The sequence below is a fragment of the Faecalibacillus intestinalis genome (assembly GCF_003024685.1).
Classification (GTDB): domain Bacteria; phylum Bacillota_I; class Bacilli_A; order Erysipelotrichales; family Coprobacillaceae; genus Faecalibacillus; species Faecalibacillus intestinalis.
The window spans coordinates 26,028-48,459 of sequence record NZ_PYLQ01000003.1 but is presented as its reverse complement, the minus strand read 5'-3'; the positions used below and the strand labels follow the sequence as shown (position 1 = coordinate 48,459).

Sequence of the window (22,432 nt, the reverse complement as noted above, 5' to 3'; positions counted from 1 at the left end):
CTATCGTAAATTATTAGATTTCTATGCCTCTTTTAATCTTATAAAGATATATACGTGTTATATTGTTAAGCTTCTAAATATTTAATGACTTTATACATTGGCATCCCAATGACATTTTCTAAATCTCCATCAATCTTTTCTACAAACTTTGAAGCAACCCCTTGGATTGCATAAGCACCCGCCTTGCCTTGCCATTCATTTGTATCAAGATAATCTTCAATTTCTTGATTAGATAATTCTTTAAATGTAACAGTTGTTGCATCTGTAAATGTTGTGCTTTGTTGATCTTTAATGATACATACTGCTGTAATAACAACTTGTTTATTATTTGATAACATATTAAGCATTCTTTTAGCGTCTTCTCGATCTTTTGGTTTTCCTAACATTTCATCTTGGAAGGTTACCATGGTATCTGCTGAGACAATGATATTGTTTGGATATTTTATTTGAAGTGGTTTGGCTTTTTGTAAAGCAATGTTTTCTAGTCTTTTAAAAAGTGTTAAACTTTCGTCTAACACTTCTTCTGTTTCTACAAAATCTACTGTGTAGTCTATTCCATATTTATCGAAAAGTTCTTTTCTTCTTGGAGAACTACTTGCAAGTATGATTTTATTTTTCATTTTTTTCAGTTTTTTCTTCTTTTTTAACTGGTTTTGGAAGTAAAGCTTTTCTAGAAACATTTACTTTACCTTTATCATCAACTTTAGTTACCTTAACTTTGATGACATCTCCTACCTTACATACATCTTGCATTTTGCTTGTTCTTTCATAAGACCAATCAGAAATATGTAAGAATCCATCAGTTCCTTCAAATAAAGTAACGAATGCATAATTATCATTTACACGTGCAATTGTTCCATCATAGATTTCACCAACTTCAGCTTTTTTAACAATTCTTTCAATTAAAGAAACAGCTGTGTCGATTGCTTCTTGATCACTATGGTAGATAACCACTGTACCGTCTTGATCGATATCAATTTTAACATCATTTGATTTTTCAATGATTTCATTAATTGTTTCTCCACCACGTCCAATAACATCTCTAATTTGTTCTGGATCAATATGCATAACATGCATTTTTGGTGCGTATTTAGATAAATGATCACGTGGTGCAGGAATAGCTCCTAACATACAATCCATGATTTGAGCACGTCCTACTTTTGCTTGTGCTAAAGCTTCTTGTAAGATTTCTTTTGTAATACCATCAATTTTGATATCCATTTGTAAAGCACAAATACCATTTTTAGTACCAGCTACTTTGAAATCCATATCTCCTAAGTGATCTTCCATACCTTGGATATCTGTTAAGATTGTATAATCGTCACCTTTTTTAACAAGTCCCATCGCAACCCCAGAAACTGGATTTGAAATTGGTACACCAGCAGCCATTAATGCCATTGATGATGCACAGATTGAAGCTTGTGAACTTGAACCATTTGATTCTAAGACTTCAGAAACAACACGGATTGTATATGGGAAGTCTTTTTCACTTGGAATAACTTGTGCTAAAGCTCTTTCTCCTAAAGCACCATGTCCAATTTCACGACGTCCAGGAGCACCCATTCTTCCTGTTTCACCAACTGAATATGGTGGGAAGTTATAATGATGCATGAAACGTTTTTGATCTTCTAATCCTAAACCATCGATTTTTTGAACTTCTCCCATAGCTCCTAATGTACATACAGATAAAACTTGTGTTTCACCTCTTGTAAATAAAGCAGAACCATGAACTCTTGGTAATAAATCAACTTGTGCATTTAATGGACGCACTTCATCAATTTTACGACCATCTGGTCTAATTTTTTCTTCCGTAATTAAACGTCTTACTTCATTTTTTTCTAAATCATGTAAGATAATTCCAACTTGTTTCATCACAGATTCTTTTGTTTCTTCATCTGCATATTCTTTTTCATCATATTGTGCAGTTACACGATCCATGATTTCATCAATGGCTGCATATCTTTCAAGTTTTCCTGGAATAGATACAGCAGCAACCATTTCATCATTACATAAATCTGTAATTTCTTGAACTAAAGCTTCATCTAATTCAAATAATGGAATTTCAATTTTTTCTTTACCACATGCTTCAACAACTTTTTCTTCAAAAGCAATTAATTCTTTAATAGCTTCATGTCCAAACATTAAAGCATTTAGCATTGTATCTTCATCAACTTCTTTAGCATCTGCTTCAACCATGTTGATAGCATCTTTTGTTCCTGCTACTTCTAAGTTAATTAAACTTCTTTCCATTTCTTCAGGACCAGCATTGATGGTAAATTCACCATCAATTAAACCAACATTAACACCAGCAATTGGTCCATTGAAAGGAATATCAGAAACACATAATGCAAGAGAAGCCCCTAACATTGCTGCCATTTCTGGAGAAGCTTGTTGATCTACTGATAAAACAGTATTAACAACTTGTACTTCATTTCTAAATCCGTCTGCAAATAATGGACGAATTGGTCTATCAATCATTCTTGCAGTTAAAGTTCCATGTTCACTTGGACGTCCTTCTCTTTTTAGAAATCCTCCAGGAATTTTACCTACAGAATATAATTTTTCTTCATATGTAACTGTTAGTGGAAAGAAATCTACACTTTTTGGTTCTTTTCCTGCAACAGCTGTTGATAAGATGACTGTATCATCATATCTTACTAAAACACTACCATTAGCTTGTTTTGCTAACTCTCCTACTTCTACTGTCAGATTTTTCCCGTAAAAATCTGTACTAAACACTTGTTTACTCATTTTTTCACCTCTTAATTTTCTGCATTATTATAGCATATAAAAAATGTTTTTAAAAACATTTTATGTTATTCATGATAAATAAATGATATAATAATGCATGAGGTGAATTTTATGAACGAAAACGAATTAAAAAGTATTGAAAGATATTTCAATAAATTCAATGAAGATGCTGCTTCTTTCAATGAATTTGAAGCGAATGATTTTATTAAATTATTAAAAAACAATGGTAGAAATGATGATGCAATTGAAGTAGGAAATACATTTTTACAAATGGCTCCTTCTTTAAAAGGATATATTAATCAATATGGGTATGCTTTATATAATAAGTTTATTAATATTGATGATGAAAAAATCAAAGAAAAAGAAAGTTTATTCTTTGATATCCTTGAAGATATTTTAGGTATTTGTAAACAAGAAAAATATTCTCCTGTTGAACCAGCAATTAATAGAGCAATTAAATATGCATTAAATCAAACTCCAATCAATTATGATTTAATGATTAAAATGCTTAACAAATTAGATGTTAAATTATTATCTGATAAACCTTTTATTAATAACGAAGGTAGAGAATTTGAATCTTTCAAAGAAAGATACTTTAGATTAAAAGTACGTGCTTTATTTGAAACAAAACAATATAAAGCATGTGTAGAATGTGCAAATCAAGCATTAGCTACACCACTTAAATGGCATTATAACGCTTTACAATGGATCAAATATTATAGAGGATGTGCTTTATTAGAATTAAAAGAATATGATGAAGCTAATAGAGAATTTATTTCTTTACATAATCGTATTAAAGGAGTTAACTTCTACGAAGTTTTATATAAAACAAATGCTACTGTTGGTAAAGTAAAAGAAGCAAATGCTTATTTACTTTATGAATTCTTTGAAAATGGTTATGCCCTTGAACAACTTCCTTTATATCAAAGATTAAATGAAGCTGTTGAAAATAGTGGTAATGAATTATTGATCAAAGTTGTTCATTCATTTATTAAAGCATTATGTAATGAAAATCAAAAAGATTGTGATTTTGTCATTGATGAAAAATATCAAGATAAAGATTCAAGCACTCTTTATGATGAAATGTATGATTTGATCATGTCACATCTTGATAGTTTAGTTACTCGTAAATCAGGTAAAGTTGTTTATTACAATGAACAAAATCAATTTGGTAATATTTCTGTTTATGATCATGATCCTATCTTCTTTAGACAAGCAGATTTTGCTTACGATGAAGAAGTAGAAAGAAATATTCGTGTTAATTATACTGTTTTACCTACTTATGATAGTAAAAAACAAAGATTAACTGAAAAAGCAATTTTAGTAACTATTGATGATAGTGACTATGACTTTATTAATAGATAAGCCTAGATAAAATGATAAGACCTTCATAGGATACTATGGAGGTCTTTTATGTTATCAAATTTACAACTTTTTTTACTTGCTTTAGTACTTTCTATTTTTAACTGGCTCATGACTTTTTTAGGGTCAAGTCTTGTTTATTTTGTTAAAAGTAAAAGTCAAAAACTTGTCAGTATTGCTTTAGGTTTAGCTGCTGGTATTATGATTGCTGCCACTTTCTTTTCTTTGCTTCTTCCAGCAATCCAACAAGTTGAAGATCATCTACTTTTACTTTTTTTGATTCCACTTGTCTTTTTTAGCGGTGGCTTATTTTTAAGACTATGTGATAAATTTCTTCCCCATGAACATATTATTTCTCATCAAAAAGAAGGTCCTACAAATACTCTTTCTAAAAATAAACTTTTATTACTAGCAATGACCTTACACAATATTCCCGAAGGTTTAGCGGTTGGAATTGCTATTGCAAGCGTTAAAACTAATCTTGTTCCTGCCCTTATTTTATCTATTGGTATTGGTATCCAAAACTTTCCTGAAGGTACAGCCATTTCTTTGCCTTTACATGAAAGTGGTATCTCACGTTTTAAAGCAATGATGTATGGTCAATATTCTGCCCTTGTAGAAATTCCAAGTGCACTTTTAGGGTTTTTATTTGCTCAACTTTTTAGTAGCATTCTCCCTTTTGCTTTAAGTTTTGCAGCAGGAGCGATGATGTTTGTTTGTATCGAAGAACTGATTCCTGAAGCAAATGCCTTAAAAGAAGTAGATGTCGGTACAATGAGTTTTATGGTAGGTTTTATGATTATGATGATGTTGGATGTTATGTTTGGATAGTTATTTTTTTATCACATAAAGACCCTTTTTTTCTAAAACACAATAAAGCACATCTTCTATATGAGAAATGTGTTTTTTCTTTAATTCATTTTTCAACCACGCTTCATCTTTATTTAAAATTTGAAGTGCTTCTTGATTAATACAGCCATCACTGATCAATGCATCAGGTAAAAGTGTTTGACTTTCTTGTTTTGGAATAACCGATAAAGAACCATTTGTTTCTAGAATAGCAAAATCCACTTTAGAAACACTATCGATATCACTTACTCTTAAATGATGACATAAATCATCTATACTATAGCGTAATTTTTTCATATTTTGATATTGTATTTTTCCTCTATAAATGATATAACACGGTCTTCCTTCAAAAAAATCTCTCAATTTTTTTGAACGCATCGTAATAAAAGATTCTATTCTATCTAAAATAATGAGTGTCAGTGTGGCTATCACACTATCTAAAACAGACAAATCTTGTGTTTCTAAAGACATTGTCGTGATTTCAGAAATCACTAAAAAAACAACAAAATCAAAAACATTGAGTTGACTAAATTCTTTTTTTCCAAAAAGCCTAAGTAAAACTGTTAGATAGATATACATAAAAATACTAATGATAAATATTTTAAACATATGTTCTCCGTTCTACTTACTCTTTTTTTTCATATTCTCTATTAGGAGGTTTCTATGAAAAGAAAGTTAATGCCTTATTTATTATCTTATGCATTTTTATTTGTAAGTTATTTAATCATTAGTTTTATTATGGCTATTCTTTTTTCTTTTATGCATGTTTCATCTTTTATTTATCAATTACTGATTACTTTTTTTAGTTATCTTATCTTAGTTGTTTTCACTTTTATTTTTTATAAAATGGTAAAAGAAAAGCCATTGATCCACGGAATGACCCTTTCAATGACTTATTTAATTATTCAATTTATATTTCATTTAAAAGATATAAATATTCAAATTTTAATAAAACCTTTATTTGTTTTTATTATTTATTATTTACTTTATTATATAAAGAAAAAACAACAATAACTTGTTGTTTTATGCAGTAAATTCAATATCTACAATTTTTACATCATATGCTTCAGCAACCCCAACAGTCACGATTTCATTAACTCCATGACCAATAAGTGCTTTAGCAAGTGGTGATTCATTTGAAATCTTACCATTAACAGGATCAGTTTCGAAAGAACCTACAATTGTATATTTTTCTTCTTCAGGATCATCTAAAGATAAATCTAAAATTGTAACTGTTGTCCCAGGTTTAACAACATTTAAATCCATTTGTTCTTCAGAAATGATTTCTGCATTTTGAAGCATATATTCAATTTCTTTAATTCTTTGTTCGATTTGAGCTTGTTTATCTCTAGCTGCATCATAATCAGCGTTTTCTGATAAGTCACCTTGAGAACGAGCTAATTGTAATTCTTCAATGACTCTAGGTCTTTCAACATTAATTAAATTATCTCTTTCTTCTTCAAGTTTTTCTACACCAGATTTCGTAAGTAATACTTTATCTTTATCCATTTTAAGTCACCTCGTAATCAATAATATAGCATATTTATATCTAAATATCTAGTCTATTTTTATGAATCATAAGCATATTTATTCAATTCATTTTGAATAAGTGCTCTTGCTACAATATTTAATCCAAATATTCCTAAAATCAAATAAACAAGAGCACGATAACTATCTACCATTTCTCCTTGATAAGTTTGAAAATCACTTAATCTCTCTCCAACTTTATACAACCAATAAAGTTCATATAAACCTAAAGTAATAATACTTAAAATCAAGACTTTAAAACCTGAAGAATCTTCTTCTCCAGTAAGTGTATTGACATCACTAGCAAGACAATAAAGCCAATAAAGTCCATAAATTCCAAACGTAACAATTGATAAAATAATACACATTGGAATACTACGTCTAGAAATTGCATAATCTACTCTTTGTTGATTAAATTCATATTCATTAAATGTTTTCGTTCCACAATAAGGGCAATAACGTTCTCCATCTTTAATTTTTCGACCACAATTTGTACAATACATCTTTTACTCCTTAGCATCAATAACACTTGAAATCTTAGTAATTAAAAGATCGATAGCTACTGTATTATTTCCCCCTTCAGGGATAATGATATGTGCATATTTTTTTGAAGGTTCAACGAATTGTTCATGCATTGGTCTTACTGTTTCTAAATATTGATTACATACTGAATCAATAGAACGTCCTCTTTCTTCAATATCACGTTTTAAACGACGGATAAAACGTATATCAGCATCTGTATCTACAAAGACAAGAATGTCGCATAAATCTCTAATTTTTTCATCATAGAGAACAAATAATCCTTCTAAAATATAAACATCTCTTGGTGTAATTGTTTCAACAACATCACTTCTTGTATGTTGAGTATAATCATATGTAGGTTTAGAAATTGATTTTCCTTCTTTTAATTGTTTTAATTGTTCTACAAGTAAATCATTATCAAAAGCAAAAGGATGATCATAGTTTGTTTTCACTCTTTCTTCAAAAGAAAGATGACTTTGATCTTTATAATAATCATCTTGTTTAATGATACATGTTGTATGACTTCCTTTAAAAAATTCATACACTTGTCTAGAAATAGATGTCTTTCCCGAAGCACTTCCTCCAGCGATTCCAATAATAATACTATTTTTCATCTAAAATAACCTTCCTTCCCATATCGAACTCAAACAATGGTTGATCACATTTTAAATAAAGAATTTCCATTGGATGATTTGCTACTTCTACTGCTTCTCTATCTTCATTATATATTTCTTTTACTTGAATTAAAATATTTTCATGATGTGGTGAGAAAAATTCAATTGTGTCTCCCACTTTAAAATAGTTTCTTTGTTCAATCATCGCTTCTTGTTTTGAAGCATCATAATGAAGAACGCGCGCACAGAAATCTTGTGTTGGATGTTCATCTCTTTGATTATAAAGTTGATATTGGCTGTCTGGAAAATCTTTAAAGAATCCTGTACATAAAGCACGATTCGCTGCTTTTTCAATTTCCCTACGATAACCTTCTTTATTAAAGTGATCTGGATCAGCACAATAAGTATCAATCAATTTACGGTAAGTTGAAACAACAGTAGCAATATAATGAAGAGATTTCATTCTTCCTTCGATTTTAAAAGAATCAACTCCTAATTCAATAAGCTTAGGCAATTCATCAACGAGTGACATATCTTTACTTGACATACTAAACGGTACAATTTCATCATGATTCAATTGTTGATCCTTTTCAAAAATATCATAATACCAACGGCATGATTGCGAACATCCTCCACGATTGGCATCTCTTCTTGAAAAATAATTAGATAACATACATCTTCCTGAATAATGGATACACATAGCTCCATGAATAAAATATTCTAAATCAATATCCACTTTTTCCCTAACTTCTTTTAAATCTTGATAATCCACTTCTCTAGCAAAAACAACACGATCAACTCCTAAATTTTCATAGAAACGAATCGCACTGGTATTCATGGTTGAAAGTTGTGTAGAAACATGAACTTCTAATTTTAAGTTTAATTTTTTAGCCAGTGACATGATATAAGGATCCGCTACAATAATGGCATCAACCCCAATTTCATCTAGCTTTAAAAGATAATCTTCTAACCCTTCTAAATTATCTTCATGTAAAATAATATTACATGTTACATGAATTGCCGCACGATGTGCATGCGCAAATTCAACAGCTTCTTTAATATCATCTAAAGAAAAATTAGAAGCACTTGAACGCAAAGAAAACTCTTTACCCCCAATAAACACTGCATCTGCACCATAGAGGATAGCCACTTTTAGTTTTTCTAAGTTTCCTGCTGGCGCTAATAATTCAGGCTTTTTAACAATGACTCTTTTTCCATTAATAACTTGACTAACTTCTCTCATTTTCTTCTCTCTTTCTTACATCAGAAATTTTATAAACAGTTGAATCAAATAAAAAACTATGATAATAATGAACATTTGGTGTTAAACGATAAAGTAATTGCATCAACTCTATTGATTCTTTATTGTATGTTTGATTTTTAATTGCTTCTATAGCTTGTATATAAAGATGTGTAATTTCTAATAAATCTGTTTCATTTATATATTGACCATCAATATATAAATAATCAAAATCATTGAATTGATTAAGAACATCTAGTGCACACATTTGATTAGTTGAAGTAATGTGGGTTCCATATTGATCTTCATAAATATGACAATGGTCCTCTACACCATTGGCTTTGATTTCAATTTGTGCCTCTTTATCTACATTAAAATCAAGATGTGTATACTCTTTATAATTAGACAATAACTTTCTTTTTGAATAAGCCATATATTCAACCCCATGTACTTGAACCATTGTTTTTAATTTACAATTTTGTCCAATCATTTGTTTTTCTTTTAGCGGGATTTCTCTTGCTAGAAAAGCGCCATCTATTCCTTGTTCTTTTAAAACAGATAATGTGAGATGATTTGTATTTAATGTTTCTGGATCATAGATTTTTTCAAATGAATATCCTTTTTCATTACAAATTTGTAAAACTCCAAAATCTTGAAAAATAATCCCATCTATTTGACATTCATTTAATTTATCTAAATGATTCTTTAAATCATCTAAATATTTTTGTTCAACTAACGCATTAACTAAAACAAATAAACGAATCATTGGATATTTTTCCTTTATTTCTTTTAATTCTATATAATCAACTGTTAAAGCTTGTCGACATGAAAATTGATTTGTTCCTACAATAAAATCATGGACACCTAAATCCAAATAATCATAAAGATATGATAAACTATTTATATTAATTATTAATGACACTTATTTCACTTCCTTTTTATTACACAAATTCCATCACCTATGCCATAATAAGTGACTTGATATTCTTCATGATTGAAAATCCAATCTTTAAATCTTTTAATTTTTTTAACAAGTTGTTTTGTATTTCTATTTTTAATATGGTCAATATCAAAAATCATCCCATGAAAATCTAGATTATCAACAATGCAAATTCCATTTTTTTGAACTAAAGGCATGTATTTTTCAAAGAATTTTTGATATTGCGCTTTCGCTGCATCAATAAATAAACAATCAAATTCTTGGTATTTTAAATCATTGATATCAAATGTTAATGCATCATCATGGTGGATTTCTATTTGATCTTCTAATTGTTGTTCTTTAATGTTTTGAATAGCTTCAAGATAACGTGCATCATCTAACTCAATTGTTTCAACCACAAAATCATCTATATTTGAAACCATCATCATTGCTGAATAACCAATGGCACTGCCAATTTCAAGACAGCGATGACATTGATGTTCATTGAATGTTTGTATTAAAAATTCCAAGCCCTCTTTTTCCATGACTGGAATATGTCTTTCTCTTGCACTTTTTTCTATTTCATCAAAATACTTCATTTTAATACCACTTATTACTATTTACATTTGCTTGATGTTCTTGATATGTTTTCGCATATAAAACTTTTCCATCTTGTGTCGCAAAGAAATAATAATACTCACTTTCCTTATAATTTAAAACATTTTTTATAATTCCTGTTGAAATAGAACTAATAGGGCCAACAGGTAAACCATTATATTTATATGTATTATATTTTGTATCTTTATTTAAATCAGTATGTTTAACATCAATTTTAACTTCTTGATTTCCATAATTAACAGTGACATCACATTGTAATGGCATTTGTTTATTTAAACGATTAATTAAAACACCACAAACAAGTTGCCTATCTTCGTCATTGACTGGTGATTCTCTTTGAACAATAGATGATAATGTCATAAATTGGTGAACTGTTAATGGTTGTGAGTTCACTTTAAAATCTAATATTTGTGTTTTATATTTTTCTAGATGTTTTTGTGTTTGATCTAACATCATTTTTGTAATACTTTCAATCGTATCTTCTTGTGTTAGAAAATAAGTTTCTGGTGCTAAATATCCTTCCAACGGATAATAAATACCATCACTTAAAATATCATCTGTTAAAAACCAATATTTTTTAATTAACTTTTGAAGATATGTTTGATCTGTCCATTTTTGAATGATCTCATTATAATCTATTCCTGTTTGTTTAGAAATAATAGAAGCATATTCAGGAATTGTTTGTCCATCTAAAACTGTTATTTTAGTATTAGAAATATATTTTTTTTCTTTTCCTTCAATTGCTTTAAAAATTGTTTTTAAATCCATTTTTTTATTTAAAATATAAACATTACTTTTAAAATCATGTTGATTCATTTTTAAATATATTTTGGCACATGTAGAACTTTTTATAAGTTTATTTTTATCTAATATCTTAATAATATCATTTCCACTACTACCTTTAGGAATAGTGACGATCACTTCCTTATTTTTAGAAGATGTAGCCTTGATTCCTTGCTTATAATATACAAAACTTCCAATAAACAAAGCAACAATAAAAATAATAATGCCTACTGCTATTTTAACTTTAATATTCAATTTCTTTTTTTCCATGTTGAGTCCTCACCTTGTATCATTATATGTTATTTTTTGTCGATATTCAACCAAAGAAAAAAGGCAAATAAATTGCCTTAGAAATTATTAATAAATGGTGTTAAGCAAACAGGCTCATTTACCATACAGCTATATTCAGTTTCATAAACTTGTCCGCCTTTTTCCTTACCAAAACGATAAGATTCAACAATTCCACCTTTTTGACAAGCCACAACGATCCATTCATTTCCTTCCTCATTATAAACAAGCATATCTACTGGATCATAAGAAGTATCTTCAAAGTCAATATATGTAAGAGTTCCATCTTCATTGACTTCGAACAACACAAGAGAATCATGTCCTTTATTAATTGCATATAAATGACTATCATCACTATTAAACTTAATATCACTTAAAGAACTTACAAGTTCAGGATCATCATCTTTTGGATAACTATCGATTGTTTGAATTAATTCAAAGTTTAAATGATCATATTTATAAATACAAATTGTGCTGTTTAATTCATTCATTACATAAGCACGATCACCTTTTTGATTAAAAATCATTTTTTTAGGACCACAACCTGGTTCTAATTGTAATGTATGTACATTATCTAATGTTAATGTTCCATCTTCACCAACATCAAAGAAACATACTTGATCTAATCCTAAACAAACAACATAAAGTTTATCTTCATCTGGTAAAAAGCCCACATATGTAGGATATGGTTGTGCTTGTTTAACAGGATCTTTTCCACTTCCATTCAACTTAAAATGAGAAATACATTTTACAAGTTTTTTCTTAATAACAGAAATTACCGAAATTTCACTATTAAAATAATCGACACAGAATACTTTATCAGCAGTTTCTACATCACCATTTGCACAAGCATGCACATATGTCTTTCCTTTATCTGTCACACGTGAAGCAAGTGCTAATGTTTCAGCAGTTGCTGCATAAGAACAAATTCCTCCATCATCTACAGAACCCGTTCTATTTCTATAAGTAATACATGAAAAACGTCCATAATTGAATGCATAAACTGGATCCGTTGGTGTTACAAAATATTTTTTAAATATCAACTCTCCATTTTCCACATCGATTTGAAATGTATAGATTCCTCTTGTTTGTTTATTTCCTAAAGAATTAGCAAAAAAACCTTTCGTAATTCTTCTTTTTCCTCCAAATAAATTAAATGCCATTTCTTTCACCTCATTGATTATTCTAATTTCCTTCCATGAACTGTTCATGTCTAAAAAAGGAAAAAGCTAATTTTCATTAGCTTTTATGAATTACAATCTTCATCTTCTCCTTCACAATATTCAGTTTCATCTTCATCTTCTTCTGAAACAAATGATTGGAAAACTTCTTCAACTAATTCCCATTCTTCAGGAGTTTCAATTGGAAATAGTCCACCTTCATCATCAAAGATTGCTGCTTGTGCTTCTGGTTCATCTTTTTCTGGATCGAAGTAAACAACATATTGATGTCCATTTTCTTCATTTTCAAATGTAAATAAAATTTCATACTCTACTTCGTTTCCTAATTCATCAGTTACAACAATTGTATTTTCATCCATAACTTATCCTCTATCTAAGTAACCTTGTAAAATAGCAACTGCCGCCATTTTATCAATTACCTGTTTTCTTTTCTTTCTTGATACATCCGCAAAAAGAAGTTGATTTTCAGCAACTACCGTTGTTAATCTCTCGTCAACTAAGATCACATTGATTCCTTCAATCATTTCTTCTAATTGTTTTTTAAATTCAATTGAAATTTGTCCTCTTTCACCAATATCACCATTCATATGTTTTGGTAAACCTAAAACAATCGTTTCAATCTCATTTTCTTCAACAATTTCTTTAACATGTTTTGCACATGTTAAATAATCATCAGGTTTAAAACGAAACGTTTCAACACCATGAGCAATCATTCCTAGAATGTCTGACATGGCAATACCACAAGTTCTAGACCCTAAATCAAGACCTAATACTTTTTTCATTATTCTTTCTCCAAATAAGATTTTACTAATTCTTCAATAATTTCATCTCTTTCAACTTGTTGAATAATATTTCTTGCATTTTTATGAGAAGAGATGTATGCAGGATCATTAGATATGAGATAACCCGCGATTTGATGTACAGCATTGTATCCTCTTTCATTTAAAGCATTGATAACTGTTTTAAGATTACTGCGTATCATTTCTCTACGCATATCTTCTGAACTAAATACTCTTGTTTTTGTTAAATCTTCCATCTAACTCACCCTCTTTTCTATAATATATATTATACCTTATACTGTATTAAATTACAAAATATTTTTTAAAGCACCTTTGATTTTAGAAATATTATCATTGATAGCACATCCACCTTGAGCAAAGTCAGGTTTTCCACCACCACGACCGTCAACAACTTCATTGATTGCTTTAATGATATTTCCTGCTTTATATTGACCAACTAAATCTTTTGACACAGAAACAAAGTATGAACATTTTTCTTCATATTTTGAAACTAAAACAACGATTCCACTTTCTAATTGATCTCTAAAATCAAATGTTAATTGTTTTGCTTTGGAATTTTCTAATTGTTCTTCAACATAAAGAACTTTAACTCCATTGATCTCTTCAATATCATTTGCTTTTGATGCAGCTTGAATTGCATTTAATTTAGCTGATAATTGTTCAATTTCTGCTTTTGCTTCTTTTAAGTCTTCTTTTAATGCTTCTACTTTGTTTACAACATCTTTTCTATTTTTAAGATTTAATGTTGAAGCAATTGTATCTACTGTTTCTTTTTCATGAACCATTGCATTATAAGCAGCTAAACCGCTTTGTGCCACAATACGTCTAATTCCACTACCTACAGATTCTTCACTCACGATTTTAAATAAACCAATTTCAGAACTGTTTGAAACATGGCAACCACCACATAATTCAATAGAGTAATCTCCAATGTTGACAACACGAACAACATCTCCGTATTTTTCATCAAATAAAGCCATTGCCCCTGATGCTAAAGCTTCTTCTTTTGTCATATTTTTAATAACAACAGGACGTCCTTCAAAAACAATTTGATTAACTTTTTCTTCAATTTCTTTTAATAATTCAGCAGAAATTTTTTCAAAATGAGTAAAGTCAAATCTTAAAACTTTATCATCAACATAAGAACCTGCTTGGCTGATATGATCACCTAAAGTTTCTTGTAAAGCTTTTTGTAAAATATGTGTTGCACTATGGTTTGCTGTAATTTGACGACGTTTTTGTTGATCAATTGATAATGTAAAAGTATCACCTAAATGAATAGCTCCTTCTTTTACTTCAACAAAATGCATATGTTGTTTATTTGGTGCATTTAAAGTATTAACAACATTTGCATGTGTTGTCTCATTATCTAATGATCCAGTATCACCACATTGTCCACCCATTTCACCGTAGAATGGAGTTGTATCAAAGATAACTTCTCCTTTATCAGTGATTTCATCTGTTTTAACACCATCTTTGAATAATCCAATAACTTTTCCTTGGATTGGTGTAGGATCATAAACAAATGTAGAAGGTTCAACAAAAGCCATTAAATCAGGTTTTTGACTTGCCATTGATTCATTGTTATCACGTGATGCACGAGATCTTTCTTGTTGAATTTTTAATTCTTCTTTAAAATCTTCTTCATTAACTGTTAAATTTGATTCTTCAGCAATTTCTAATGTTAATTCAAATGGGAAACCATATGTATCATAAAGTTTGAAAGCATCTTTTCCACTGATTTCTCCATTTTCATTTTTATCAATTAATGATTTTAATAATTTTTCACCATTTAATAATGTTTTATGAAAAGCTTCTTCTTCTTTTTTAACCATTGTTGAAATAAAATCTTGTTTTTCTGGTAAATAATCATAGAACTCTTTCATCATATCACAAACTAATGGTACTAAATCATACATAAATGCTTTTTCAATACCAATTTGTTTACCATAACGAACAGCACGTCTTAAAATACGTCTTAAAACATACCCTCTACCAGCATTGTCAAACATTGCTCCATCAGCTAAAGCAAAAGTTACAGTACGAATATGGTCAGCAATAACACGATAAGCCATTTTATTTTCTTCATAAGAAACATTGGCTAATTTTTCAGTAGCATGAATGATTGGTAAGAATAAATCAGTATCAAAGTTTGTTTCTCCACCTTGAATAATACTTACTAATCTTTCAAGTCCCATACCAGTATCAATATTTTTTTGTGGAAGTTCTTTATATTCTTTACGATCAATCGCTGGATTACAATCATATTGAGAGAAAACAACGTTCCATACTTCAATATAACGATCATTTTCCATTTCTTCGAAGAATAATTTTTCTCCTAAACCTTCAGGATCATATTTTTCTCCACGGTCATAGAAAATTTCTGAGTCAGGACCACCTGGACCTTCTCCAATTTCCCAGAAGTTTTCATATGTTTTTAAAATATGACTTGGATCTACATGACATACTTCTGTCCAAATACGATAAGCATCTTCATCATCTGTGTAAACAGTAACATATAATTTTTCTTTATCAAAACCAATCCATTCTGGACTTGTTAAAAATTCCCAAGCAAATGGAATTGCTTCTTCTTTGAAATAATCTCCAATTGAGAAGTTTCCTAACATTTCAAAGAAAGTATGATGTCTTGCTGTTTTACCAACATTTTCAATATCGTTTGTACGAATTGATTTTTGTGCATTTGCAATACGATTACATGCTGGTTTTTCACTACCATCAAAATATTTTTTTAGTGCAGCAACCCCTGCATTGATCCATAATAAAGTTGGATCGTTATGAGGAATAAGTGATGCACCTGGTTCGATCATATGTCCTTTAGATTTGAAATAATCCAAGAACATTTGTCTAACTTGATTTCCGGTTAATTGTTTCATTTCTTTTCTCCTTTTTTGACAATATAAAAAGTCGTCCTTATCTAGGAACGACTTTATCGCGGTACCATCCTAGTTCATGTAAAAATACATGCCCTTAATTAAACTTTAACGCAGTTCTACGGTAATCATTAATTACTCTCCAAAGTAGCTTTCCTATATATCCTATAAACATTTTCACCCACCATGTTCTCTCTAAAATATTCTATATAGTACTGATCTTTTTCAACGATTTATTTGCATTATACACGAAATACAAAAGTATTTCAATATCTTACATTTTTTCTTTAATTGTTTCCATAACATGGCAACCACATTCAGTTTCACTAAATAGAAGTGCTAATGATGTAAGAGTTAATGCCATAATAATATTATTGCGTTTCATTTTATCACCTCTATTTGAGTATGTCTTTATTTTACAAAATTATACAGTTTCATCATCATTTAAAAAATCTGTAATATTTTGTTTAAGTTCTTGATTATATGAAGATTCTTCATATGTTTCAACATTTTTATTTTGATTGATTTTATTTACTAATGTTGTTTTTCTTTTACTATCAGAAATATTTTTTATACCATAAAGAAAAGCTTGTGGATTACCTAAAATAAATAAAGCTTGTTTAGCTCTTGTTAGACCTGTATAAATCAAATTTCTTTTAAGCATAATATAATAATCATTTAAAACAGGCATAATAACAATTTTAAACTCATTTCCTTGAGCTTTATGAATTGACATACAATAAGCCAATGTAAAAGTCATAAAATCTTTTGATGTATATTCGACTAAATTACCATCATAATCAACAATAAGCGTATCTTCTAAATATTCAAAACCATCTTTACGATTAATTTCAACTAAAACACCAATATCTCCATTATAAATATCATCATCTGGTCTATTTTTTAATTGTAAGATTTTATCTCCTTCTCGATAAACTTTCTGTCCAATACGATATTCTTCTTGATGATTCTTAGGATTAAAAATTTCCTGTAAAGCCAAATTTAAAGCATTGATTCCTGCAACGCCTTGATAAATTGGTGCTAAAACTTGTATATCATTTTGATCATAGCCATTTTTTATTGCTTTTTTTACAATTGTTGTCACATTTTTAATAATTTCAAAATTGGTACTATTATAAAAATGAATATCTTTATATTGTTCAAACAACGATAAATCATTCACTTCTTGATGAATTAATTGATGTGCCAATTGCACAATTCCTGAATCTTTTGATTGACGATAAATCTCATCCAATTCAATAACTTTTAATTGACTTTCAATAAAATCTTTTAAAACATTTCCTGGTGCTACTGAAGGAAGTTGATGATAATCACCAATAAACAACACTTTATGAACACGTCTGCTTGCATCAAACAATTTAGATAAAAGTAAGCTATCAACCATCGAAAACTCATCAATAATTAAAACTTGACTACTTAAAGGATTATTTCGATTCATCGCAAATGAATTTTTATGTAAATCCCATTTAAGTTCTCGATGAATCGTACAAGCATCCAAACCTGTTAATTCACTTAATCTTTTCGCTGCTCTTCCTGTAGGTGCTACCAGAGAAATTACATCTTCTGGATAAAGTGTTCGATAGATTTGAATCAGTGCTTTAACAACCGTTGTTTTCCCCGTTCCTGGTCCTCCGGTTAAAATCATCATTGGATATTTTAAAAAGTATTCGATTGCTTCTTTTTGTTTTGTTGAATAGACAATACCAAATTTATCCTGATAGTTATCAAGCAGTCTTTCTAATTCATTTTCATCATAAAATTCTTCTGGATAATCATTTATTTTGTGTAAAAAATTTGCAATGATTTCTTCACTTTCATAAAGCTCTTCATCATAATAATATTCTCCTTCTTTGATGACTCTTCCTTCTTCTACTAAAGTATTGAGATATTCATCAAAAACCTCATCATCAATATGATAAATAATTTTATGAAAAGCTTTTTTTATTTCATCATAAAGTACATATGTACTTCCTGATGAAAAACAACTTTGTTTAATACTATAAATAACTCCTGCTTTTAAACGATCCGGATTATTTAAAGTTCCTCCTGTTTTTAAAGCAAGTTCATCTGCTGTTTTAAAACCAATACCATCAATGTCTTCTACTAATTGATATGGATGATTTTGTAAGATTTCTAATGTTTTTTCTTTATAAGTTTCTTGAATAATACCAATATGCCTTAAAGAAATACCATGTCCCATAAAGAATTGTGTGACTTCTTGATCATAATCATTAGAAGTCAATACTTCATAAATAAGTTCTCTTTTAGCCACTGTCATTCCTTTAACTAAATCTAAATGATGTTTATCTTCTTTGATTAAAGAAAGTGCATTTTCTCCTAATGCATCAACAATGTATTTTGCTTGTGTAGGACCAATTCCCTTAAATAAGGGACTTGATAAATATTTAATAATTTCTTCTTCATCTGTACTTAAAACTATTTCATAATGATCCAACTTAAATTGTTGACCATATTTAGGATGAATTTCAAAATCACCATAAAAAGCATATTTATCATAATCATTAAAATTTGACATATAACCATTCATTGTCAAAAGTTCCTGATCTTCCTCTACTTCTAATAATGCAACTATATAATGAGAAGATTCGCTATAATAGCGAATCTTTCTAATATATCCTGTATATTTTAACATTATAGATATTCAATCTCTTTTCCGTCTTTATAGACTTTTTCAATCGTTCCTCCACCTAAACAAACATCTCCATCATAGAAAACAGCTGCTTGTCCTGGAGTTACAGATTTAACAGGTTGATTAAATTCTAATTTTACAGTATTTTCATCAATAAAAGTAAGAGTTACCGGATTATCTTTTTGACGATATCTAAACTTTGTATTACATTTAATAGCTTCTTGAGGTTTAATACTTGGTATCCAGTTAACATCTGTAATTAAAGCACCTGTAGACATTAACCAATCATTTTGGTCACCTTGACAAATATATAAAATATTTTGATCATAGTTTTTCCCAACAACAAACCAAGCATCACCTGAACCACCAATACCTAAACCTTTTCTTTGACCAATCGTATAGTACATAATTCCAATATGATCACCAATCACTTTACCAGTTTGAATATCAACCATCTTTCCAGGTTTTGCTGGAATATAATTTTGTAAGAATTGTTTAAAGTCTCTTTCTCCAATAAAACAAATTCCTGTACTATCTTTTTTATGAGCTACCGGTAAATCTAATTCTTCAGCAATTTTTCTAACTTCTTGTTTTGTAATATTTCCTAAAGGAAATAAAGAAGCTTGTAATTGTTTTTGATTAAGTTGACATAAAAAGTATGTTTGATCTTTATTTTGATCAATTCCTTTTAACATCACTGAATCTTTACCTTCATGATGTTCAACACGCGCATAATGTCCTGTTGCGATAAAATCTGCATTAAGTTCTTCAGCGTATTCTAAAAACGCTTTGAATTTAATATGTTTGTTACATAAAATATCAGGATTTGGTGTTCTTCCTTTAGCATATTCATCAATAAAATACGTAAAAACTTTATCCCAATATTCTTTAATAAAATCGACTCTTCTAATTTCTATTCCAAGATGTTTAGCTACTGCTTTAGCATCATTATAATCTTGTTCTTGAGGACAAATATCGTTATCATTTGTGGGATTACCTAAAATATCATTATTTAATTGGCTATCCCAGTTTCGCATAAATACGCCAATAACTTCATATCCTTGTTGTTTAAGTAAATAAGCTGCTACAGCAGAGTCAACACCTCCACTTAATCCTAAAACGACTCTTTTTTTCATAATCGTCCTCCTTCTCGTGTATTATATCAAAAACAAAATTAAAGTAAAACAATAAGACACAATAATAGCCCCTTAAAGGGGCTATTTTTTATTAATCTAATTGAGACATTGGTAACATGGCAGCACCGATTGCACCACAATCATCAATTTCTTTAAATAATAGAGGAATATGATTTCTCATACCTACATGAATTTTACTATTAAATCTTTTTTCAAGTTCATCCCAGAAATAAGCTTTAGATTTGAAAACTCCTCCACCTAATACAAAACAATGTGGATCTACAGTATGAGCAACATTAGCAAGTAATGTAGAGAAACCATCAATAAATTCTTCAGCAATTTTTTGACAAGCTTCATCTCCTTCAGCGGCTAATTTGAAAACATCACCTGCATGTTTTACTAAATCGCCTTTAGCTTCTTTACCTTTTCTTGTAAGAGCAGTACCAGAAATTTCTCCTTCAACAGCTCCTGGATTTAAAGCACCTTGTTTATAACCACCTGGTACAAGAATCATGTTTCCAATTTCACCAGCGTGACCTCTACCACCGGATACTAATTTTTTATCAACAACAAATGCTCCACCAACACCAGTTGAACAAGTAATAAAATAATTTGTTTTATAATCTTTTCCTGCACCTAATACAGCTTCCGCTAAACCTGCAACATTGGCATCATTATCAATAAAAGTTGGTAATCCAAATTTTTCTTTTAATTTATGACAAATTGGATAGTTTTCAAATCCTGGTAAGTTACTTGCCATAATCATGATACCAAGTTCTGTATCTACTGGCCCTGGAGCACCAATTCCAATACCTTCAACACCTTGCAAACCACCACATACAGATGTATCTAATGATTCGATTTGTTTTATTATCTTATCACATACATAATCCGGACCATTTCCACATTCAGTAGGTCCTTTAACTTCACTATAAGATTCACCATTTTCATCTACTAATAGTGTTCTTACATTTGTTCCACCTAAATCGATACCGATATAATATTTCATTCTATTTCCTCCTAAAACTATAAATAAATTATACAATAAAATATGTATTTAGAGAACGCTTTCAAATAAACTTTTTTCGATTTTTTTAAATTGTGTTGGCTTAGAACAAATAATTATTTTTCCTTTTAGATAACTAAGTGAACCAAACGGATCAACAAAATTAATTTTATAGGCATGTAAAAGTTGATTATTTAATCCAAATTGTTGTTTCATTTGTTTATTTAAAGCAAAATCACCATATTTACGATCACCTATAACCGGATGATCAATACTTGATAAATGTATCCTTATTTGATGCATTCTTCCTGTAATAATTTTAACTTCAACTAAAGAAAAATCATTTGTAGTTCTTATTGGCTTTACAATTGTTTTCATCATTAGAGCATCTTTATCATCTTTTTTAACAAAACGTACACGATCTTCATTATCTATCTTTTTAACATATCCTACGAGTTCTTGTTGTTTAGTAAGCTTTCCTTTACAAATCGTCATATATGATTTTTCAATATGATGTCGTTTTTTCATCATTTCATTTAAATCCTGTAAAGCAGCTAAAGTCTTTCCAAAAATAACGATCCCACTTGTATTACGATCTAAACGATGGACTGGTCCTGGAGTAAACGTACTCTCTCTGCCTACATCCAATTCACCTTTTTCTTTTAAATAACTTAAAACTTGATGAGAAAGCGTATTTACATTTTCTTTAGCATCCCCATGAACTAATAAACCTACTGGTTTATCAACAATTAAAATATTTTGATCTTCATATAATACTTTAAATTCTCTTTTTAAATCATAAATATCTTTTTCTTTTGTAAATTCATTAAATTTATCATCATAAAGGAACATTTCTAAAATATCATCTTTTTGTAGAATATATTTTTCATTTACTTTTTTACCATTAATTTTAATATCTTTTTTTCTAAACATCTTATATATAAAATTACTAGGTGCATTACATAATAATTTTTTTAAATATTTATCGATTCTTTGATTTGTATCATTTTCTTTAATTACTATTTTTTTCATTTCTATCACCAACGTCATTATAACATAGACTAAGCTAAAGTTAGCTTTTATTTTTATGAAACCCTTTACATTTAAAATAAGCATGTTATAATATACTTGTTAAGTGAAATGCATTCACTCTAACATACCCCCTATTATCATCCTTACGTAAATAATAGACGAAAAAAAGTATGCACCCCCGCATACTTTTTTTATTTTATTCATTTCAAAATACCGTATAATAGAATTATAAAATATAAACG

22 protein-coding genes and 1 other annotated feature are annotated in these 22,432 nt (G+C 29.2%); of the genes, 3 read left to right on the top strand and 19 right to left on the bottom strand.

What is annotated here, in order from left to right; translation table 11 throughout:
* Positions 1-65 precede the first annotated feature (65 nt).
* Complete coding sequence (locus tag C7U54_RS03320) at positions 66-620, bottom strand: Maf family protein (protein ID WP_107029305.1); 555 nt, start codon at positions 618-620, stop codon at positions 66-68.
* A complete protein-coding gene (pnp, locus tag C7U54_RS03315; RefSeq protein WP_022001119.1) occupies positions 610-2,751 on the bottom strand; it encodes a polyribonucleotide nucleotidyltransferase in 2,142 nt (713 codons plus the stop codon). The genes C7U54_RS03320 and pnp overlap by 11 nt, the downstream gene beginning before the upstream one ends.
* Positions 2,752-2,862: 111 nt before the next feature.
* Between pnp and C7U54_RS03310 the strand changes: the two genes are divergently transcribed.
* Both C7U54_RS03310 and C7U54_RS03305 read left to right on the top strand, forming a co-directional pair.
* Positions 2,863-4,116, top strand: coding sequence for a hypothetical protein (locus tag C7U54_RS03310; RefSeq protein ID WP_107029304.1), 1,254 nt, complete (start codon positions 2,863-2,865; stop codon positions 4,114-4,116).
* 48 nt (positions 4,117-4,164) lie between these two features.
* Positions 4,165-4,944 carry a ZIP family metal transporter gene (locus C7U54_RS03305; RefSeq protein WP_107029303.1) on the top strand — a complete coding sequence of 260 codons (780 nt, stop codon included), beginning with the start codon at positions 4,165-4,167 and terminating at the stop codon, positions 4,942-4,944.
* Here the strand turns inward: C7U54_RS03305 and C7U54_RS03300 are convergent, their stop codons facing one another.
* Complete coding sequence (locus C7U54_RS03300) at positions 4,945-5,571, bottom strand: DUF421 domain-containing protein (RefSeq protein ID WP_107029302.1); 627 nt, start codon at positions 5,569-5,571, stop codon at positions 4,945-4,947. It lies immediately after the preceding gene.
* Positions 5,572-5,625: 54 nt separating this feature from the next.
* Between C7U54_RS03300 and C7U54_RS03295 the strand changes: the two genes are divergently transcribed.
* A complete protein-coding gene (locus tag C7U54_RS03295; protein WP_032091361.1) occupies positions 5,626-5,976 on the top strand; it encodes a hypothetical protein in 351 nt (116 codons plus the stop codon).
* Between the two features lie 9 nt (positions 5,977-5,985).
* On the opposite strand, the gene greA is transcribed toward C7U54_RS03295, so the two are convergent.
* The 16 genes from greA to C7U54_RS03215 all read right to left on the bottom strand — a co-directional run bounded on the left by greA (position 5,986) and on the right by C7U54_RS03215 (position 22,190).
* Positions 5,986-6,471 carry a transcription elongation factor GreA gene (gene greA, locus C7U54_RS03290; RefSeq protein ID WP_022001124.1) on the bottom strand — a complete coding sequence of 162 codons (486 nt, stop codon included), beginning with the start codon at positions 6,469-6,471 and terminating at the stop codon, positions 5,986-5,988.
* Positions 6,472-6,530: 59 nt separating this feature from the next.
* Positions 6,531-6,992, bottom strand: a complete 462-nt coding sequence (locus C7U54_RS03285; protein WP_107029301.1) for a DUF4234 domain-containing protein — start codon at positions 6,990-6,992, stop codon at positions 6,531-6,533.
* Positions 6,993-6,995: 3 nt separating this feature from the next.
* Positions 6,996-7,625, bottom strand: coding sequence for a uridine kinase (udk, locus tag C7U54_RS03280; RefSeq protein ID WP_022001126.1), 630 nt, complete (start codon positions 7,623-7,625; stop codon positions 6,996-6,998).
* Positions 7,615-8,868 (bottom strand): peptidase U32 family protein, encoded by a 1,254-nt coding sequence (locus C7U54_RS03275; protein WP_107029300.1) that lies wholly within the window; start codon positions 8,866-8,868, stop codon positions 7,615-7,617. The genes udk and C7U54_RS03275 overlap by 11 nt, the downstream gene beginning before the upstream one ends.
* Positions 8,855-9,787 (bottom strand): peptidase U32 family protein, encoded by a 933-nt coding sequence (locus C7U54_RS03270; protein WP_022001128.1) that lies wholly within the window; start codon positions 9,785-9,787, stop codon positions 8,855-8,857. Before C7U54_RS03270 ends, C7U54_RS03275 begins: the two co-directional genes overlap by 14 nt.
* Positions 9,788-9,792: 5 nt before the next feature.
* The gene (locus C7U54_RS03265) at positions 9,793-10,383 is read right to left on the bottom strand and encodes an O-methyltransferase (RefSeq protein WP_107029299.1); all 591 of its coding nucleotides are present in this window, start codon (positions 10,381-10,383) and stop codon (positions 9,793-9,795) included.
* A 1-nt stretch (position 10,384) separates the two neighbouring features.
* On the bottom strand, positions 10,385-11,455 hold the full coding sequence (gene mltG / locus C7U54_RS03260; RefSeq protein WP_107029298.1) for an endolytic transglycosylase MltG: 1,071 nt from the start codon (positions 11,453-11,455) through the stop codon (positions 10,385-10,387).
* Between the two features lie 77 nt (positions 11,456-11,532).
* Positions 11,533-12,636 (bottom strand): lactonase family protein, encoded by a 1,104-nt coding sequence (locus C7U54_RS03255; protein WP_107029297.1) that lies wholly within the window; start codon positions 12,634-12,636, stop codon positions 11,533-11,535.
* An 83-nt stretch (positions 12,637-12,719) separates the two neighbouring features.
* A complete protein-coding gene (locus C7U54_RS03250; RefSeq protein WP_052011100.1) occupies positions 12,720-13,013 on the bottom strand; it encodes a DUF1292 domain-containing protein in 294 nt (97 codons plus the stop codon).
* A gap of 3 nt (positions 13,014-13,016) precedes the next feature.
* Complete coding sequence (gene ruvX / locus C7U54_RS03245) at positions 13,017-13,436, bottom strand: Holliday junction resolvase RuvX (RefSeq protein ID WP_022001133.1); 420 nt, start codon at positions 13,434-13,436, stop codon at positions 13,017-13,019.
* Positions 13,436-13,690 (bottom strand): IreB family regulatory phosphoprotein, encoded by a 255-nt coding sequence (locus tag C7U54_RS03240; protein WP_022001134.1) that lies wholly within the window; start codon positions 13,688-13,690, stop codon positions 13,436-13,438. Before C7U54_RS03240 ends, ruvX begins: the two co-directional genes overlap by 1 nt.
* Positions 13,691-13,741: 51 nt before the next feature.
* The gene (alaS, locus tag C7U54_RS03235) at positions 13,742-16,348 is read right to left on the bottom strand and encodes an alanine--tRNA ligase (protein WP_107029296.1); all 2,607 of its coding nucleotides are present in this window, start codon (positions 16,346-16,348) and stop codon (positions 13,742-13,744) included.
* A 40-nt stretch (positions 16,349-16,388) separates the two neighbouring features.
* Positions 16,389-16,583, bottom strand: a binding site (T-box leader).
* Positions 16,584-16,769: 186 nt separating this feature from the next.
* Positions 16,770-19,019, bottom strand: coding sequence for an SF1B family DNA helicase RecD2 (recD2, locus tag C7U54_RS03230; protein ID WP_107029295.1), 2,250 nt, complete (start codon positions 19,017-19,019; stop codon positions 16,770-16,772).
* Positions 19,019-20,152: a tRNA 2-thiouridine(34) synthase MnmA gene (mnmA, locus tag C7U54_RS03225; RefSeq protein WP_107029294.1), complete on the bottom strand. Its 1,134-nt coding sequence runs from the start codon at positions 20,150-20,152 to the stop codon at positions 19,019-19,021. The genes recD2 and mnmA overlap by 1 nt, the downstream gene beginning before the upstream one ends.
* 91 nt (positions 20,153-20,243) lie before the next feature.
* Positions 20,244-21,161: an ROK family protein gene (locus C7U54_RS03220; RefSeq protein WP_107029293.1), complete on the bottom strand. Its 918-nt coding sequence runs from the start codon at positions 21,159-21,161 to the stop codon at positions 20,244-20,246.
* Between the two features lie 48 nt (positions 21,162-21,209).
* The gene (locus C7U54_RS03215) at positions 21,210-22,190 is read right to left on the bottom strand and encodes an RluA family pseudouridine synthase (RefSeq protein ID WP_107029292.1); all 981 of its coding nucleotides are present in this window, start codon (positions 22,188-22,190) and stop codon (positions 21,210-21,212) included.
* Positions 22,191-22,432 lie beyond the last annotated feature (242 nt).

Coding starts and splice junctions, on each gene's coding strand:
- ruvX (WP_022001133.1), bottom strand. CDS start 13,436: ATGAAAAAAGTATTAGGTCTTGATTTAGGGTCTAGAACTTGTGGTATT.
- pnp (WP_022001119.1), bottom strand. CDS start 2,751: ATGAGTAAACAAGTGTTTAGTACAGATTTTTACGGGAAAAATCTGACA.
- mnmA (WP_107029294.1), bottom strand. CDS start 20,152: ATGAAAAAAAGAGTCGTTTTAGGATTAAGTGGAGGTGTTGACTCTGCT.
- udk (WP_022001126.1), bottom strand. CDS start 7,625: ATGAAAAATAGTATTATTATTGGAATCGCTGGAGGAAGTGCTTCGGGA.
- C7U54_RS03265 (WP_107029299.1), bottom strand. CDS start 10,383: ATGAAGTATTTTGATGAAATAGAAAAAAGTGCAAGAGAAAGACATATT.
- C7U54_RS03220 (WP_107029293.1), bottom strand. CDS start 21,161: ATGAAATATTATATCGGTATCGATTTAGGTGGAACAAATGTAAGAACA.
- alaS (WP_107029296.1), bottom strand. CDS start 16,348: ATGAAACAATTAACCGGAAATCAAGTTAGACAAATGTTCTTGGATTAT.
- greA (WP_022001124.1), bottom strand. CDS start 6,471: ATGGATAAAGATAAAGTATTACTTACGAAATCTGGTGTAGAAAAACTT.
- C7U54_RS03255 (WP_107029297.1), bottom strand. CDS start 12,636: ATGGCATTTAATTTATTTGGAGGAAAAAGAAGAATTACGAAAGGTTTT.
- C7U54_RS03305 (WP_107029303.1), top strand. CDS start 4,165: ATGTTATCAAATTTACAACTTTTTTTACTTGCTTTAGTACTTTCTATT.
- C7U54_RS03285 (WP_107029301.1), bottom strand. CDS start 6,992: ATGTATTGTACAAATTGTGGTCGAAAAATTAAAGATGGAGAACGTTAT.
- C7U54_RS03300 (WP_107029302.1), bottom strand. CDS start 5,571: ATGTTTAAAATATTTATCATTAGTATTTTTATGTATATCTATCTAACA.
- C7U54_RS03320 (WP_107029305.1), bottom strand. CDS start 620: ATGAAAAATAAAATCATACTTGCAAGTAGTTCTCCAAGAAGAAAAGAA.
- C7U54_RS03310 (WP_107029304.1), top strand. CDS start 2,863: ATGAACGAAAACGAATTAAAAAGTATTGAAAGATATTTCAATAAATTC.
- C7U54_RS03215 (WP_107029292.1), bottom strand. CDS start 22,190: ATGAAAAAAATAGTAATTAAAGAAAATGATACAAATCAAAGAATCGAT.
- C7U54_RS03240 (WP_022001134.1), bottom strand. CDS start 13,690: ATGGAAGATTTAACAAAAACAAGAGTATTTAGTTCAGAAGATATGCGT.
- C7U54_RS03250 (WP_052011100.1), bottom strand. CDS start 13,013: ATGGATGAAAATACAATTGTTGTAACTGATGAATTAGGAAACGAAGTA.
- C7U54_RS03275 (WP_107029300.1), bottom strand. CDS start 8,868: ATGAGAGAAGTTAGTCAAGTTATTAATGGAAAAAGAGTCATTGTTAAA.
- C7U54_RS03295 (WP_032091361.1), top strand. CDS start 5,626: ATGAAAAGAAAGTTAATGCCTTATTTATTATCTTATGCATTTTTATTT.
- recD2 (WP_107029295.1), bottom strand. CDS start 19,019: ATGTTAAAATATACAGGATATATTAGAAAGATTCGCTATTATAGCGAA.
- mltG (WP_107029298.1), bottom strand. CDS start 11,455: ATGGAAAAAAAGAAATTGAATATTAAAGTTAAAATAGCAGTAGGCATT.